Genomic DNA, 16,137 nt, shown 5'->3' with positions numbered 1-16,137 from the left:
TCTTCGTACCCTTCTCTCCGCGCTGCCGCGGTGCGCTTTGGCGTATCGAGGAAAGTCCGGACAGCACAGGGCAATACACTGGCTAACGGCCAGGGGGTGGGTAACCATTCACAGACAGTGCCACAGAAAATAACTACCCTTGCAAGAGGGAAAAGGTGAAAATGTAGGGTAAGAGCCTACGGCATTCTTCAGTAATGAATGATGCGGGTAAACCTTGTATGCTGAAATGCCATGTATACCGGTGGTTGAGAGCGGCCCGTTCAAGAAAGCAGCAATGCGTTCACGCCGGAGGGTAGGCAGATAGATCGCCCCAGTAATGGTGCGGCCAGATAAATGGCAGCGACCAGGAAACCGGGAAACCGGCTCCTGGAACAGAATCCGGCTTACAGGAGAGAAGATTTTTTTTCTTACAGTGGGAGATACTGTGTGTATTTCTTCCGATACTCAAGCGGACTGATTCCTACATGTTTTTTAAACACGTCCCGGAAGGCTTTGGAATCAGTATAGCCGCAATCATACATCACATCTGAAATGGATTTGCGTCCGCGTTCCAGTTCTTTCTTAGCAGATTCCACCCGCACTTTTTGTGTATATTCTATGATGGAGTTGCCTGTGGCTGATTTAAATCGCCGCTCCAATGTTCTTCTCACCAGGTTGTGGTTCATAGCGAGTTGATCAATCGTAAACCGATCCGCATAATGTTGTTCAATGTATTCCTGGATCTGCAGAACTGCCTCATCTGCATGATCTTTCTGCTCCATAAACATAAAATAAACCGACTGCTTTAATTTATCAAGGTCAATCATGAAGAGCTTTGAAATTACAATTGCCAATTCTCTGCTCCCAAATTTTTCCACCAGGTACAAAATCAGATTGGTGAATGCATAAGCTCCTCCACTGGTAATGACCCCCTGCTGCTCTGTTATGATACGCTCTTCCTGCACCTGGATTTTTGGAAACAATGCTTTCAGATAATTCGCATGCTGCCAGTGAATGGAACAGGCTTTCCCATTCAGCAAACCAGTTGCAGCCAACAGGTAAGCACCAATACATAGCGATGCAACAACTGCTCCTTTTTTATACTGTTCTTCAAGGAAATAAATTAATTCCTGGTTTTGATTAATAACCGTTTGCGGATCCTGATGTACGGCAGGAATGATAATCAGATCCGTTTGCTCAATTTCCTGCCACATTTTAGTGGGCAGTACAACTGCAGAACCAGGACTACCGGTAGTTGATGGAGCAAATCCAACCAGATCGAATTCAAACAGTGGTGCACCTGTTTGTTGCTGATAGGTATCACTGGCGGCGGCCAGCATCTGATAACTACCCATGATGTTGACAATACTGGGCTCGCCTTTCGGAATCAGGATGGATACATGTTTCATGATCTGAAATTTACTCAAAATTAGTTGGATTGCTTGTCGCGATCAACCCATCAAAATGTCGTATTTCCGACTGTTGAGATAGGCTAGATTGAATCAATTTTAGATTATGAAACAACCAGATCGATCTCTACATCAACTTCAATTCACTCAAATTGCCTGGGTAGTAAAGGATTTGGAAAAAGCGAAACACTATTTTCAGACAATGCTTGGACTGGAAAGGTTTTCGGAAACTACAACTATTCACTTAAAAGATTATGCCGCCACCTATTACGGAGAAGCATCAGATGCGATCAACCTATTAACCATGGCGTATTCTGGTGGTAGTTTTATTGAACTCATTCAGCCGGTATCCGGTAAAAGTGTTTTCCAGGATTTTATCGATGAGCATCCATCAGGCGGAGTGCAGCATATCGCCTTCAGTACATCTATCATTCATTTAGAGGAAGTCATCAAAGACTATGTGAGCAGGGGTTACCCAGTCATCAGCAGCTTCGATACCCCAATTGCAAAAATTGTATTTTTTGATACCCGGAAGGAAATTGGCGTGATGACAGAAATCATGGGTATTACTGAGCAAGGTGAAAAAGCAGTGGAGGAAATGAAAAAATAAATTGCATGGCAAAATTGCATCTTAAAAAATGTTTTAATGGGCATTCATTTTACAAATCAAGTGACTGTCCCACCTGCCCGGTTTGTGAGGCAGAAAGAAAACCGCAAGGTGGATTTATGTCTGAACTTGGTGCACCGGCAAGAAGAGCGCTGGAAAATGCCAAGATTGATTCAGTTAGGGAACTGGCACGATACACAGAAAAAGAAATACTCCAACTGCACGGGATGGGCCCCTCTTCCTTACCAAAACTGAAAAAGGCCCTCCAACAGGAAGGTTTAAATTTTAAAACCACAACGTGATGAAATCAGCAATCGCAACTGCCTTTTCCAGAGGAAATTTTGATTCAACCTATGAATACTTGGCTGAGGACATCTGTTGGGCAGTGCCGGGAGAAGCTACTTATACTGGCAAAGAGGAAATTATCAAACATTGTACTGACGTAGCCGCCTATTTCAAAACTGTTACTACGAAATTTGAAGTACATCAAATTATAAAAGAAGAAAATAAAATAGCCGTTACCGGAACAGCAGAATTCATTCGGAATGGCCAGCGGGTTTCGTTTGTTCATGGCTGCGATATATACCTGTTTAACGATCAAGGAAAACTTCAATCCATCACCTCCTATTGCATTCAACTTAAATAATCGGATATGAAAACACAAGCAATGTCCATCTGCCTATGGTTTGACGACCAGGCCGAACAGGCCGCCAACTATTATCTGTCCATCTTCAGGAATGGCTCCCTCGGAAAAATCAGTCGCTATGGCAAGGAAGGTTTTGAATTCCACAAAAAGCCGGAAGGCACTGCTATGGTAGTTGAATTCACCCTGAATGATATGCAGTTTATGGCACTCAATGGCGGCCCCAAATTCAACTTCAATGAATCCATTTCTGTGGTGGTCAATTGCGATACCCAGGAAGAAATTGATCACTACTGGAATAACCTGACCCTTGAAGGCGAAGAAGGTCCCTGTGGCTGGTTAAAGGATAAATTCGGCCTTTCCTGGCAGATTGTACCTTCTATTCTTGCCCGCTATATGTCCGACCCTGATTCAACCAAAGTTCAACGCGTAACGGCGGCCTTTCTCAAAATGAAAAAATTTGATATAAAGGAATTGAAAAGGGCGTATGAAAGTGTAGGTTAACTATACGCGATATGAGAAAGATAATAGCACTATCAATGATCAGCCTTGACGGAGTAATGCAGGCTCCTGGCGGACCAGCAGAAGACCTTTCCAATGGATTTACTCATGGTGGATGGACCAGGCCCTTTGGTGATGATGTTTACAGTAAAGTGGTGAGGCAGGAATTGGATCAAGCTGCGGACTATCTGTTGGGACGAATAACGTTTGAAATCTGGGAAGATTACTGGCCCTATCATGCCGACTTCTGGCCGAGAATTAATTCCGGTAAAAAATACGTCTATTCCAACACCAGAAATAAGTCCGAATGGAAGAATACCAGTTTCATCAATAGTATTGAGGCAATAATGGAACTGAAAAACTCCGGAGGACCCAACATTCATGTTTGGGGCAGCAGTCAGTTGGTTCAATTATTACTGGAGCAGGATTTGGTTGATGAACTTCGCCTTAAAATTCATCCTTTAATTTTAGGAACCGGTAAGCGTCTGTTTGGTACCGGAGCTCCACCTATTAATTTTAGACTTGAAAACGTTCTAACCACATCAACCGGTGTTCTCATCGCCCATTATGCGCGAACCTAAAAATCAAATTCACCAAACCCTTAATGCTCATCCGTCATCCAACCTCCATACCCTTCTCACATCTCACGTCTCACATCTCACGTCTCACGTCTCACTTCCTAATATTGAAAATATATCTCCGTCGCCCCATACCCATAATTCGGATGATACTGATTCACAAAATACTTTACCGGCTTGCGGAGACGCAGCAGAGAGTGTATCTCATCACGCAGCCTGCCTGAACCAAGGCCATGTATCACCGTTAACATGGGCTGGTAATGTGCCAGTGCCAGCTCATAATATTTTTCAAATTCATCCACCTGGAATTGCAGGATCTCTGCATTGCTCATATTCTTCCAGTTGTCTGTCAGCTTTTCGATATGCAGATCCACCACCGTACGGGCAGGAGGTAAATGTTGCCGGGCCTTCGCAGCTTCATATACTTTATAACCGGCAGCAGCCAGCTTGCCCAATTCCATTTTCTCCTCCTCTACTTTATCGGGATAGGTCTTGAACAACTGGTACGAAAAAGTTGGTTCCCCCTTCTCCTGCAACTGCTGGATGCGTTGAAACAATTGCTTCGGCTTCAGTTTCAAAGAAGCCTCATAAAATGGCGCTTTGTTTTTAACCGGTGTCAGCAATTGGAATTCAAAATGATAAGAGGGAGAATCATTCAGGTTGGCGAAGGGAATATCGTGCAGGTAAAAATCCTGGTGACTCAATACCTGGTTCTTCAACTCGAAATCAGGCTCCCCGAAATAATTCAGTTTATAGGTAAACGCGTATCCCTCATCATTCTGGTTATGGAGATGGACTTTCAGCAGGCTCACTACTTCATCCCCAAAATCATCCTGCTCAAATACCGGGATAAACGTAATCCAAACTCCGTTGGGATCACGTTTGGGCAATTGTTTGATCTTCTCCGTTGGAACCTGATCAATATAGGTTTTGGGAACCGGCTTTTTTTCCGGCACCAGCTTTTGCTTGGAGAATTGTTTAAAATACGGGTAATCGAGCTGATCGGTATAGGCAGGAAATTTCACACCCCGCACATTAACCATCACCATCCGTTCATTGATGACTTCCACTACTTCCGCGTCCTCATTGGTAAGTCGCACTACTACTTTATCGCCCACTTCAAATTTCATGGCGCAAAGATAATCAACTTCCCGCCAGCTTGCTCTTGCGATACCCGTAGAGGAAATAGATCAGCAGCCCGGCTGCCATCCAACCGAAAAATACCAGCCAGCTCTTGGCCGGAATCTCTATCATCAGGTACAAACAGCAGAGCATGCCCAGTACCGGGATCAGGGAATAGTTGCGGATAAAAGAAAATACGGCAATCAGCCAGGCCACTACCATAAACACGAGGAACAGCACTTCCTGGTACCCTTCATTGTTGATATTACTAACGGCGAGCTGTATCCGCTCCCAGAACAAAATCGTAAACAGTAATACAACTACCGGAATGATAAACTTCGCATTGATATAGGGCAGGTTGAACCGTCCGGGTTTATTCGCCATACGAGGCAGAATCAGCACGCCTCCGCACACCAGCACAAAGGCGAATAATGTACCGATGGAGGTAAGATCCGTCATTAGCAGGTCATCCACAAACAAGACAGGAATACCTACCACCAATCCGGTAATAATCGTCGCGAACCAGGGTGTCTGGTATTTCTTATGAATTTTACCGAAGGATTTGGGCATCAATCCATCTCGGCTCATACTCATCCAGATCCGGGGCTGACCAATCTGGAAAACCAGCATCACACTGGTGGCGGCTACCACCGCGGAGATGGAAATAAAGGTACCCAGCTTCTGCATGTTGATGCTGTCGAATACAAATGCCAGGGGATCCGTAACACCCTTGAAATTCTCGTACTTTACAAGGCCGGTGATCACCAGGGTAGTGATTACATAAATCACCGTACAGATGATCAGCGAATAAATCATACCGCGGGGCATATCGCGCTGCGGGTCCCGGCATTCCTCTGCGGTTGTGGAGATGGCATCAAAACCGATATAGGCAAAGAAAACCGCAGACACTCCTTTAAGCACTCCTGCCATGCCGTTGGGCAGGAAAGGCGACCAGTTACCTGTGAGGTCATCCGTAAAGATGATCCAGATCCCGATAGCCGCGATCAGGAGCAGTACAGCGATTTTTAATCCCACCATAAAATTGGCGGTGTTCTTACTTTCCTTGATCCCTATATAGGCCAGCATGGTTACCAGTACCACAATGACAAAGGCGGGCAGGTTGATAATGAAGGGAATCCCGGCAATTTTTGGCGCGGTTGCGTAGATCATATCCTGCACCGGTTTGCCTTCCGCCAGGGCTGCTTCGTAGGCATGCTTAGCGGTTTGGTATCCGACACTCAGGTGATCAGGCAGATCAAATCCAAAAACATTCTCCAGGATATTTTTGAAATAGGAGCTCCAGCTGATCGCCACCACAATATTGCCGATGCTGTATTCGAGGATCAGGGCCCAGCCCAGGATCCAGGCGATAAGCTCACCAAAAGTTACGTAAGAATAGGTATAAGCACTCCCGGATACAGGTACCCGGGAAGCAAATTCAGCGTAACATAGGGCTGTGAAACCACAGGTAATGGCAGTGATGATAAAAAGAAAGATCACACCCGGACCTCCATTATATGCTGCCGCACCGATAGTGGAAAAGATCCCGGCACCAATTACAGCAGCGATCCCCATCAGGGTAAGATCCCGCACCCCCAGCACTTTTCGCATGCCACCCTGACCGTGGTCATCGGCCAGTCCCTGTTCGTGATCCGCAATAATTTTCTCAATCGACTTTTTCCGGAAAAAAGAATTCGACATGCAGCGTTAGGTTTTAAAGGGCCAATATAGGGATTTCCTGTTGATCAGTAATCGCGTTGCACCAGGAAATGCGCCAGTTGGCGGAGGGGTTCCTTGCGTTTACTGAGTACGGCGATGTCATCCAGGTGCTGCAATGCTTTCTCCATGAACTCATTTTTGAGTTGCACCGCCCATTGGTCGACCCCGGTATTTTTATAGATACGCAGGACTTGTTGCACTTTATCAGGCGGGTTGGATTGCAAAAGCGCCTGCAGGTCCTGCTGGTCTTGGCCCTGGGCAGTTTCCAGCGCCCGTATTAAGAGGAAAGTCTTTTTATTGGAAAGAATATCGCCCCCAACCTGTTTTCCGAATTTGGCCGGATCACCGAAACAATCGAGGTAATCATCCTGTACCTGGAAAGCGATGCCCAGGTTTTTTCCGAATTCATAGATATGATGAAGATTGCCCTCTCCTGCCCCGCCGAGGATGGCGCCGAGTTTGAGACTGGCGGCCAGGAGCACGGAGGTTTTGAGTTCGATCATGTGGAGATAGGCATCCAGGGAAACAGTATCCTGTTTTTCGAAATCCATATCCAACTGCTGGCCTTCACACACCTCTTTGGCAGTGGTATTAAATAGAGAAACCAGCCGGTGGTAATGGGGTGATTTGACCTTGTTGAGATAATCGTACGCAACCACCAGCATCACATCTCCGGCTAATAGCGCGGTAGGTTCCCCATATTTGATGTGCACGGTCTCCAGTCCGCGACGCAGGGGCGCTTTGTCCATAATATCATCATGGATCAGGGTGAAATTGTGAAACAGTTCAATGGCAGTGGCCACCTGCCAGGTATCGGGCAGGATTTCATCAAACAGTTCATTCCCCATGAGGCAGCAAACCGGCCGCACGCGCTTGCCTCCGAGTCCCAGGAAATACTCCGCCGGACGATAAAGGCTTTCCGGCTGTGCTGGAAAATGTGCCTGGTTAAAAAAACTACTGAATTGGGAAGAAAGCTGTTCGAATGATTGCATACCTATAAATTGCGAAGGGCTAAAATAGGTGTTTAATAGGTGATCATCCAACTATTTTCTGCATCTCACCTGTAAAAAGTAACTCACCTCTCTAGCTCCTTTTAATGCGGGTTTCTTCAGGACAGTTTCCTCGTCGGGGTATGGTTCATGCACTTGCTCAATAGAGAAACCAACCGATATTAGGGTATTCATCCACCAACTCAATGTGCGATGAAAATTGGGTATGCTGAATTTTGGCAGACGGCTTTTTAACTCTTCCGGCGCATCACCAAATATCCACTCCTCAATTGCCCCATCTGAACCTTTAAAGTATTGGCCAATCTCAAAACTGATCCCCCCCCTGCGCATGCTGTACTTTTTTCATGTACGGCGTTTTGAAACAGGGATGCTCAATCGAAAACTGGAAAAAACCACCCGGCTTAAGTACCCTGTAAGCTTCAGCTATTGCTTTTTCCTGATCAGGTAAATCCATCAGACACATGAAAGAAGTAGCAAAATCAAAGCTGTCATTTTCAAATGGAAGCCTGGTCGCACTTGCAAAACTGTAACTAATCCCTAACGGAAATTGCTTTTCCATTTGTTGGGCGCTTTCAATAAACAGGTCAGAAATATCAATGGCATCCAGAGTAGCTCCCTGTGCTGCCAACAACCTGGTATTATGCCCTTCCCCACAGCCGATATCAATTCCCTTTAACCCTTTAATAACTGGCAGGATATTGAAAAATGCAGGGGTATTCAGATAGTCGCGGTAAATATCATATCCTGCTCTTGAAAGTTCAATCCAGGCAGGTGCATTGCTATTCCAGTAATTGGCTAGTTCCATTTCATTCATCATTAGTAGCATTTTGTACGCTCCAAAAATCGGGTAGTAAGATCATTTCATTTCTTGATCGTAATCAAGAACAAGTGCTAATTGCAACTTTTCTCCAAAAACTCAAGAATCTCTTTTTCAGTATGTTCCTTTACTCCCAGCGCTTTTGCTTTGGCAAAATGTTCACATGCTTTTTCTGATTGCCCTGTTTTCAGATAGGCATAAGCAAGCATGCCTATCAATGCAGCATTCGTTTCATCCTGCTGTAATTCCATTTCAAGCTGCTGCACCATTTCACCAGCTTTCCCGGTTTTGATGGAAGCATATGCATATACCAATTGATAATACAGATGCTGTGGAGTAATTTCAAGTAAGGATGCTGCCAGTCTTGATGCATTTTCATACCGGACTGTATCCCCTGTTACCAGCCAGTGATTGATGCACATGACCTGCAAGAATGGAAACTCTGGTCGCAATGCGAGTGCCTGATCAAGAAACTGTCCGCGTAGGTTGTCGCTACAAGCAGGATAGAGCCATTTATCAATTCCAAATAGCATACTGTACAATCCTTTCAGTTCAGTAGATCCCAAGGGTTTGAAATATTCATACGTAATTTCTTCAGCTAAACTGATTCTGTATTTTTCACGATAGAGATCCTCGCTTTGACTGATGCGGCCGCTTTGTGTTTCAACCAGCAGACTGCTTTTATCCGGTAACTCCCATCTCAAGATCATGTGCTTGGGAAGCCATATTGCAGTTACTGGCAGCTGCAGCGTTTCCCCCAAGGCCATATACAAGAGTACACTGATATCACAATCGGCGAGGAAATAGGCAATTGGTTTACGTTTAGCAGCCGCTCGGCGTTCAGCCGGACGAAGATTGGCCAGGTATTTTGGTATTTCAGGAGAATCGGGAGATATGGGTGTCAGTGATTCATAAAAACTACCTTTCGATCGGTTGAAAATGAATCCTTCATCCAATAATAAATCGTGTATACTTTTCAGCAAATGCCTCGCTGTAGAGTTGGAATTATCAACCGCACTATACGAGCATTCAGTTTTGGCCCGGTCTATCAGGTGGTCCACGAACCTGAAGATGGAATCATATCGGTTTATGAGATCGCTGCGGCCCATCCGAACTTCCTCCATCTTCAACACTGCATGCAACGTAGAAGAATAGCGTGGCGTATACCGATCCTGCTGAGCAACCGAAGGCAAAACTGATCCAAAATAACAGAGGCAGATAAATAACCAATTGTTCATCAGCTGAAACTTATGTCATTTCCTTCTACCTTCCAAAGCTTGTTTCTCAAATGAAATTTTCTTTTCATTTTCAGAAAAAAATAGTAAAATCACGGTAGCAAATCAGATTTGTGTTCTAGTTCTAATTTTCAGATGAACGGTTGGGAACGATTCCAGAACGGTTTACTAACGGTTCACTGACGGTCAAATAACGGTGCCAGAACGGTCAACTAACGGTACTTGGACGGTTGTCGGATCCTAAAATAACTATACAGTATGGATTTTTAATAGTGCTATAACTATACAAAGCTAGGGTTTTGGTTCATGATAAGTTTAGATTGCATTTTTCTTACCTTATTGTTACCTCATGGAAACCTCATGGAAACCTCATAGAAACCTCATGGTTACCTCATCCTATACTCAGGTAATTGATCAACCTCCCATTACAGAGTGGTCGATCAACTATTTAAAAAAAAATATTTTACGATCTAATAAGATTTTTTTTCTAATCTCACTGCTATTATCATGCAACAACAATGATACAAATAGTCATACTGTTCTAGAACCTATTTCTAGCACACATCAATATGAAGAACCACCTCCTCCACTACCTCCCGATTCAACCTATCCAACATTGAATCAATGGCTAACTAACATAAAACCAGTTAACCCATTTGATACATCAGAAAAAATTATTGTCTTCCGTGTTGCAGAAACCCCAACAAATTTTTACTTAACATTAGGTTACTTTAGTATCCATTCAAATGATCTAAATGAATTAGTGAACAAAATGAAAAACATGCCGATTTCAAGCCAGCCCAATATTCAACTTCAAGAGTACCAAAAGATGCCCATGAATCAAATTATCGATTCACTAAAAAAGGATATAAAAAAATCGATAGCATCCAGCAACTTTTTAGACAATAATAGCAACATAAATAAAATAATACTCGTTAGACCGGGAAATGATTATTTTGAACTTTATCCATAATATTCAAAAAATCAAATGATCATTCGCATCTTCATAATTTTATTAGGTTGCTTTCTTACCGATTGCGTTCATGCACAATTGGACTCCAATAAAACATTTGAACTTAGTAAGGGTAAATGGAGGATGCCGATAGATAATTTAAATAAAATTTCACTTCCTAATAATGGTGATAAAGGACTTACGATATCTTGTTCTTTTTCCAATTCGATTATATTTATCTCTAACCAACCATCTGAAGTATACAGCGTTGCAGACGGAAAAGTAGCAGCAGTTTTTACAATAGGAGATATAAAAGCAGTTATTATTAAATACGGGGACTATTATTTAATCTATTCTGATTTGGAAGAATGTTATGTTAATAAAAATGATCTTGTCCTGGCAAATACAAAAATAGGTCGTTTAAGTAAAGGCTTTGATGATACATATGAACTAGAATTTTTAGTTGCCTTTAAGTATAAAGAAATTGAATCCATTGAAGACTGGTTCAATCCCGACTTAATTAAATATTATTCGGAAGAGCAGAGGGAACTGATGAAAAAAGCTTCACCTTTACGGTAAGATTTTACAACCTGGCCAGTTAATCAACCATGAAAATCATTACCGACTATTTCGCTACAGATCGATCTCCTCTACTGCCTGTCAGCCTAAAGCTACAATTGGATACGCTGGAAGAACAAGTATTAAACAGTAATCAACCAGTAGTACATAAGCTGAAATTACTAAGGAGCGACTATCCAGGTTTTCCTGAACCTTCCTGTACGTTGGCAAGAGTCTACCATTACCAGGGGAAATCCAGGCAGGCTCTTGATCTTTTACTACCGTTAAAAGAATCTTATCCCCGTGACCCAATAGTTCTCACTTCCCTTGGTGAAATTTTACTGGAGCTGGAAGAATTTGATATGATGGAAGTTTTGGCAGATTTCTCCCTACCCTTTGAGCAACAATTCCCTCACAGACTATCAGTTGCCCTGGAAGAATGGTTGCCATATGAACAATTAGTTGCAGAGTGGCTGTTTGTTAACAGTGAATTTCATCTGGGGTTTGATCAATTCCAAAAAATTATTCAGGTATTGGAGACCATGCCGAAAGAATTCCAGGAATACGAAGAGCTCATTGAACTACTAGACGATTATATTGAGCCGGAAGAATATGATGCTCCTACACACGAGATGCTGCAACTCCTTTATAAAAAAGTTGCAGGTACTCAGTATTACAAACTGCCATCCTTCCGACACCCGGAACTATCTATTTTGCAACGGGAATTATTTCCGGAAGATATACCTGCTCTGCTCCAATTACTAGAGTTGCCGCGTGAAAGTTTAGTTCCTGATTTGCGTTCAGCTATTCGTGAAATCTATTTTAACGACTTTTATTATCGTGAGTTTATTCCGGAATCCATACAACCGGATTTGGCTCTTGCGGGATTTCTTTTACTGGCAGAACTGGAACAGCCAGGAGATATAGAGGAATGGTTAAGCTTCCTTCGCAAGCCTGCCGACTTAATTGAGTTCTGGATGGGAGATTTTTTGCTGGAAATGGCCTACCTGGTAAGCTGGAAACTGGGTCGAAAGGAACTCAGCATCATGGAAAATGCTTTAAAGGAAAACTACGCTCACGAGTGGTCAGCCATATCGCTTGCCGAAGGGCTTATATTAACCAGTACCCATGAACCTGATAAGAAGCCTGAAATACTTAATATTTTTGAGCGAACCATACGATTTATCCTGGATTCCAAACCTCAAAGAGGTACAGAAAACCTACTTCCCAATTTATTGGAATACGGACTTGCAATGGACCGTGAACGATTTACACCTTTAATGATGGAAGCCTATAACAGAAAGCGAATCGTGACAGCAATCTATGCAAAAACACCAGAAGAAATGCTGCAGGAATCTACCTATTGGTCTGATAAACCAGAGCAAAATATTGAATACAAAAGATCCCTTCTTTCACTCGAAGAACTGTTACAGTGGTGGTTGAATCTAAGAACTGAAAATATTAGTTAGATGGTTTAAAATGCCCGTACTTTCTTTTCTGAAATAAACGCTGCAATTTTTTATGCTCCTGCCGGATGGTTAAATCAATGGGAGTAACTCCACTATTATTCCCTTTGTAGGGATTGGCTCCCTGTTTCAGCAGTAATTTTGCAGCCCGGATATTACCAGTCCAGCCTGCCCAGTGCAAGGGTGTCTCCTGTATACCATCCAATACGTTGATGTCTGCCCCGTTATTCAAAAGCGCCTTAACAATAGCAACATTATCATATTCAACAGCATAATGCAAGGGATATATATGATCGTTATTCGGACTATTAACCGTTGCTCCTTTTTCAATCAGATAAGGAACCAGAAATTCATAACTCAATTTACAAACCATATTCAGGGCAGTGGCTCCCTGTTCATTTTTTGCATTGATATCGGCACCCAGCTGAACTGCCTTTTTGATATCCTGTACATTGCCATGAAGGGCTGCTGCGAGCAACAACTGATTCGCACTATCCTTTAGTTGTGCACAAACCGTACTACTAATAAAAAAACTGATTAGTACCAGATATTTCATTTGAATTCTTTGATGAAAATTACATCATACAGACAAACCCAAACTTATCAAGAACTAAATTTCTTGATAAATTACCATAAGGTAAGAAATAGAAATTGGTGCGATTTTACCTTTCCTAAAAATTAGGTATGCGCTTTTCAGTTCTTGCTTTTGCACTGTTATTACACCTGTCATCATTTGCTAATCCAGGGGATACTCTGGACATCACTTCTAAGCATATTTCAACTGCTGTCCTGAAACAAGGAACTAACCAGTATCTCGTCTATTTCAAAATGGGTAAAGATAAACCGATTTCCAAACCCCAATTCTGGACCAGAACCATCCAACTTCAAAACACCAATGGAAACAATCAACTGGTAATCGACCAGCGCTGGGTTGCTGAAGATACAATCGTTCATACAACCCATTCTGTTTGTGATGCCAAAACCTTTGCACCTGTCACCCATGAATTCTGGTGGAAATCAGGCAGTCAATGGATCAATGCAGGCACTACAAAAGTTGATTTTCCAGCCGGTAAATTAATAGTTAATGATCGTGAACTTTCTGATCAGGATACCGCACAACGATTTAAGGAAATGTGGCAGGGATTTACGAATAGCCGTAACCAAACAAATTTCAACTGGCATCTCGACCTGGAAGTATTCTCCACATTACCGTTTAAAAAAGATGCTGTATTCAGAATCCCCTTTTATGATCCAGCCACCCGAACAGGTCTGCAACAGGTAGTGTATGCAGTTACGGGATCGGCTCAACTGGAAGGATATGACCAACAAAAAATAGATTGCTGGTTACTGGTTCATGAAACAAAAGGAAACAAAGAAACTTTCTGGATCAGCAAAAAAACCAAAGAAGTGCTGAAACTCGAACAGGTTATTAATAATCAGTTTTATCGATACAAAATAAAAATAGCTACGGCATCATTATGAAATCACTGTTTTATCCTGCCCTTATTTTGTTAGCGGCAGCCTGCAGTCCGGTTAAAAGTGCAGACAAGCGTGCCTCCAAAAATGAAATCCAAAACCTGTATCCGCAACAGGCTTTTGATTCGTTAGCAGCCAAGAAAATGCTAACCTACGGAACAAGTACCATTAAAGGAATCATTTTTAAAAAAACAGATAAAATGACTATTGGAGGTGGTAAGACCTATGGTGCGGGTGTCAAGATTACCTTGTATCCGGTTACTCCCTATTTTATGGAATGGTATGAATTACGAGAGAAAAAAGAAGACAAGCGGACCCGTGTATATATTTCAGATGAAGCCTTCCGGTATCGGCTGGAAACTACTTCCGATAACTATGGACGTTTTGTTTTTGAAAAAATGAAACCAGGCAAATATTTTCTTCAGGCCTTTATGACCACCACTCAACGCTATTCCCAGGATGTAGAAGTAGGTACCAATTCCTATGGCACCCGCTTTTATCAGAAAGAACGATACAGCGTATCCAAAAACCACCGCCTGGAGAAGTTCATTGAGGTGAAAGATGAAAACGAAATAATGGAGGTTGTTTTAAGATGAGTCGAAGTTTATCCTTTTACCTGTTTTTGGGCATGCTCAAAATCAAGGGAATCAAAAAGCAATTCAGTGAAAGTCCGATCAACTTCAGGAAAATAAGAGAAAACGATGTGCATCGGCCTACCAATGGTTTGCTTAGAAAATTTGAAACCACGACATTTAAAATAAACGAAAGCTCCATAACAGTTATCAGAAAAACCAGCCGACCGGAACGATTGCTCCTCTATGTTCATGGGGGAGCTTTTGTTGCTGGTCCGGGGCGGCACCACTGGGATTTTTTGGAAACACTGGTAGATAAAACCACTTTCTCCAGCTGGCTCTGCAATTATCCCAAAGCTCCTGAGCACCGGATTAATCTTATTTCAGAAAACCTGGACGAAGTGTATGCCTTTGCGTTATCTCACTATGCGCCTGAAAATATAGTATTGTTGGGGGATTCAGTTGGTGGTACCCTGGTTATTGCATTGGTACAGCGACTTATCAAAAAGAAGCAACCGCTTCCATCAAAGCTCATTCTGCTATCACCAGTACTGGATGCCAGTTTTAGCAATCCTGCTATTGCAGCAATTGAACCCCATGATCCTATGCTTTCTGTTGCTGGTGCAAAAAGTGCCAAACAACTTTGTTCAATTGCGGGTGATCTCAGTGACCCTCGACTCTCACCGCTCTACGGATCCTGTAAAGGATTTCCTGAAACGCATTTATTTGCAGGGGAACTCGATATTACCTATCCGGATCAGGAACTTTTTGCTCAGCGATTAAAAGAAACCAATGAAAATTTTTATCTGGTTATTGGAAAAGGAATGCCGCACATATGGCCTTTGCTACCGGTTATGAAGGAAGAAAAACAGGCCAGAAATCAACTTATTACCTTACTGAACACTAGTGCCGGATAATACTTTTTTTTCTGATCCGGCTCAGGCTTTGAGGTGTGATGCCCAAATAGCAGGCAATGTATTTCTGAGGTGTTCGCTGCAGGATTTGAGCTTGTTTTTTCTTTAGATTTTCATATCGTTCTTCAGCGGTTTTACTGATCAAATCTATCTGCTGCTGTTGTTTATGCATAAACAATGATTCCGCAGCATATCGAAAGAATTTATCACCATAGGTACTCGCTTTTTGCAATTGCTCAAAGCTGCTTTTGGATATCCGAAACAATTCTGTTTGTTCAAAGGTTTTAATTTCCAATTCAGTAGGCTGTCCAGATAAAAACGACATATAATCGCCAAAGAATTCATACTCATAACAAAGATCAATACAGAATAAACTGTTTCGCTTGGTCAGAAATACTCCACCTGATCCCTGAATGATAAAACTCAGGTAATATTCGGAGCTGTTGGGCCGCTTCAGTATTTCTCCTGAACTTGCGGTATACCATTCCCCCAGCTCTACTACCCGCTCCCATACCTGTTGGGACGCAGAAAAATAAGGATCAAAAGCCTGTTTCAGTTGTGCTGCTAATTCCATAGTTG

20 protein-coding genes and 1 other RNA gene are annotated in these 16,137 nt (G+C 42.7%); 12 read left to right on the top strand and 9 right to left on the bottom strand.

Going from position 1 to position 16,137, the window contains the following annotated elements:
• Positions 1-9: 9 nt before the first annotated feature.
• An RNA gene (gene rnpB / locus MD536_RS03180) (RNase P RNA component class A) lies at positions 10-402 on the top strand.
• Positions 403-407: 5 nt separating this feature from the next.
• Here rnpB and MD536_RS03175 read toward each other — a convergent pair.
• A complete protein-coding gene (locus tag MD536_RS03175; RefSeq protein WP_239595744.1) occupies positions 408-1,388 on the bottom strand; it encodes a GlxA family transcriptional regulator in 981 nt (326 codons plus the stop codon).
• Between the two features lie 106 nt (positions 1,389-1,494).
• On the opposite strand from MD536_RS03175, the gene MD536_RS03170 reads away from it, so the two are divergent.
• From MD536_RS03170 to MD536_RS03150, 5 genes are read left to right on the top strand one after another with little or no spacing between them, the layout of a single operon-like run.
• Complete coding sequence (locus MD536_RS03170; protein ID WP_239595742.1) at positions 1,495-1,998, top strand: VOC family protein; 504 nt, start codon at positions 1,495-1,497, stop codon at positions 1,996-1,998.
• 5 nt (positions 1,999-2,003) lie between these two features.
• Positions 2,004-2,297 (top strand): RNA polymerase alpha subunit C-terminal domain-containing protein, encoded by a 294-nt coding sequence (locus MD536_RS03165; protein ID WP_239595740.1) that lies wholly within the window; start codon positions 2,004-2,006, stop codon positions 2,295-2,297.
• A complete protein-coding gene (locus MD536_RS03160; protein WP_239595738.1) occupies positions 2,297-2,641 on the top strand; it encodes a nuclear transport factor 2 family protein in 345 nt (114 codons plus the stop codon). Before MD536_RS03165 ends, MD536_RS03160 begins: the two co-directional genes overlap by 1 nt.
• Before the next feature lie 6 nt (positions 2,642-2,647).
• On the top strand, positions 2,648-3,142 hold the full coding sequence (locus tag MD536_RS03155) for a VOC family protein (RefSeq protein WP_239595736.1): 495 nt from the start codon (positions 2,648-2,650) through the stop codon (positions 3,140-3,142).
• Between the two features lie 11 nt (positions 3,143-3,153).
• Positions 3,154-3,720 (top strand): dihydrofolate reductase family protein, encoded by a 567-nt coding sequence (locus MD536_RS03150; RefSeq protein WP_239595734.1) that lies wholly within the window; start codon positions 3,154-3,156, stop codon positions 3,718-3,720.
• 98 nt (positions 3,721-3,818) lie between these two features.
• On the opposite strand, the gene MD536_RS03145 is transcribed toward MD536_RS03150, so the two are convergent.
• The 6 genes from MD536_RS03145 to MD536_RS03120 form a co-directional block, all read right to left on the bottom strand.
• On the bottom strand, positions 3,819-4,847 hold the full coding sequence (locus MD536_RS03145; RefSeq protein ID WP_239595732.1) for a Smr/MutS family protein: 1,029 nt from the start codon (positions 4,845-4,847) through the stop codon (positions 3,819-3,821).
• Positions 4,848-4,860: 13 nt separating this feature from the next.
• Positions 4,861-6,540, bottom strand: coding sequence for an APC family permease (locus MD536_RS03140; RefSeq protein ID WP_239595731.1), 1,680 nt, complete (start codon positions 6,538-6,540; stop codon positions 4,861-4,863).
• Positions 6,541-6,584: 44 nt separating this feature from the next.
• Entirely contained in the window at positions 6,585-7,550 is a 966-nt protein-coding gene (locus tag MD536_RS03135) for a polyprenyl synthetase family protein (RefSeq protein WP_239595730.1), read from the bottom strand.
• 51 nt (positions 7,551-7,601) lie between these two features.
• A complete protein-coding gene (locus tag MD536_RS03130; RefSeq protein WP_239595728.1) occupies positions 7,602-7,898 on the bottom strand; it encodes a hypothetical protein in 297 nt (98 codons plus the stop codon).
• Positions 7,873-8,385, bottom strand: a complete 513-nt coding sequence (locus MD536_RS03125; protein WP_239595726.1) for a class I SAM-dependent methyltransferase — start codon at positions 8,383-8,385, stop codon at positions 7,873-7,875. Before MD536_RS03125 ends, MD536_RS03130 begins: the two co-directional genes overlap by 26 nt.
• A 74-nt stretch (positions 8,386-8,459) precedes the next feature.
• Complete coding sequence (locus tag MD536_RS03120; protein ID WP_239595724.1) at positions 8,460-9,623, bottom strand: tetratricopeptide repeat protein; 1,164 nt, start codon at positions 9,621-9,623, stop codon at positions 8,460-8,462.
• Positions 9,624-9,969: 346 nt separating this feature from the next.
• Between MD536_RS03120 and MD536_RS03115 the strand changes: the two genes are divergently transcribed.
• From MD536_RS03115 to MD536_RS03105, 3 genes are read left to right on the top strand one after another with little or no spacing between them, the layout of a single operon-like run.
• Positions 9,970-10,593 carry a hypothetical protein gene (locus tag MD536_RS03115; protein WP_239595722.1) on the top strand — a complete coding sequence of 208 codons (624 nt, stop codon included), beginning with the start codon at positions 9,970-9,972 and terminating at the stop codon, positions 10,591-10,593.
• A 15-nt stretch (positions 10,594-10,608) separates the two neighbouring features.
• A complete protein-coding gene (locus MD536_RS03110; RefSeq protein ID WP_239595720.1) occupies positions 10,609-11,151 on the top strand; it encodes a M23 family metallopeptidase in 543 nt (180 codons plus the stop codon).
• Positions 11,152-11,180: 29 nt separating this feature from the next.
• Positions 11,181-12,599: a hypothetical protein gene (locus tag MD536_RS03105; RefSeq protein WP_239595718.1), complete on the top strand. Its 1,419-nt coding sequence runs from the start codon at positions 11,181-11,183 to the stop codon at positions 12,597-12,599.
• Here the strand turns inward: MD536_RS03105 and MD536_RS03100 are convergent.
• Positions 12,592-13,152, bottom strand: coding sequence for an ankyrin repeat domain-containing protein (locus MD536_RS03100; protein WP_239595716.1), 561 nt, complete (start codon positions 13,150-13,152; stop codon positions 12,592-12,594). The genes MD536_RS03105 and MD536_RS03100 overlap by 8 nt on opposite strands.
• Before the next feature lie 128 nt (positions 13,153-13,280).
• On the opposite strand from MD536_RS03100, the gene MD536_RS03095 reads away from it, so the two are divergent.
• From MD536_RS03095 to MD536_RS03085, 3 genes are read left to right on the top strand one after another with little or no spacing between them, the layout of a single operon-like run.
• Complete coding sequence (locus MD536_RS03095) at positions 13,281-14,078, top strand: DUF3108 domain-containing protein (RefSeq protein ID WP_239595714.1); 798 nt, start codon at positions 13,281-13,283, stop codon at positions 14,076-14,078.
• Positions 14,075-14,668, top strand: a complete 594-nt coding sequence (locus MD536_RS03090; RefSeq protein ID WP_239595712.1) for a hypothetical protein — start codon at positions 14,075-14,077, stop codon at positions 14,666-14,668. The genes MD536_RS03095 and MD536_RS03090 overlap by 4 nt, the downstream gene beginning before the upstream one ends.
• Positions 14,665-15,561, top strand: a complete 897-nt coding sequence (locus tag MD536_RS03085; protein ID WP_239595710.1) for an alpha/beta hydrolase fold domain-containing protein — start codon at positions 14,665-14,667, stop codon at positions 15,559-15,561. Before MD536_RS03090 ends, MD536_RS03085 begins: the two co-directional genes overlap by 4 nt.
• Here the strand turns inward: MD536_RS03085 and MD536_RS03080 are convergent.
• Positions 15,548-16,132, bottom strand: coding sequence for a Crp/Fnr family transcriptional regulator (locus MD536_RS03080; protein ID WP_239595708.1), 585 nt, complete (start codon positions 16,130-16,132; stop codon positions 15,548-15,550). The two genes, MD536_RS03085 and MD536_RS03080, sit on opposite strands and share 14 nt — an antisense overlap.
• Between the last annotated feature and the right edge of the window lie 5 nt (positions 16,133-16,137).

The sequence above is a fragment of the Flavihumibacter cheonanensis genome (genome assembly GCF_022352215.1).
Lineage (GTDB): Bacteria > Bacteroidota > Bacteroidia > Chitinophagales > Chitinophagaceae > Flavihumibacter > Flavihumibacter cheonanensis.
This window is presented reverse-complemented; position numbering and strand designations above follow the sequence as displayed.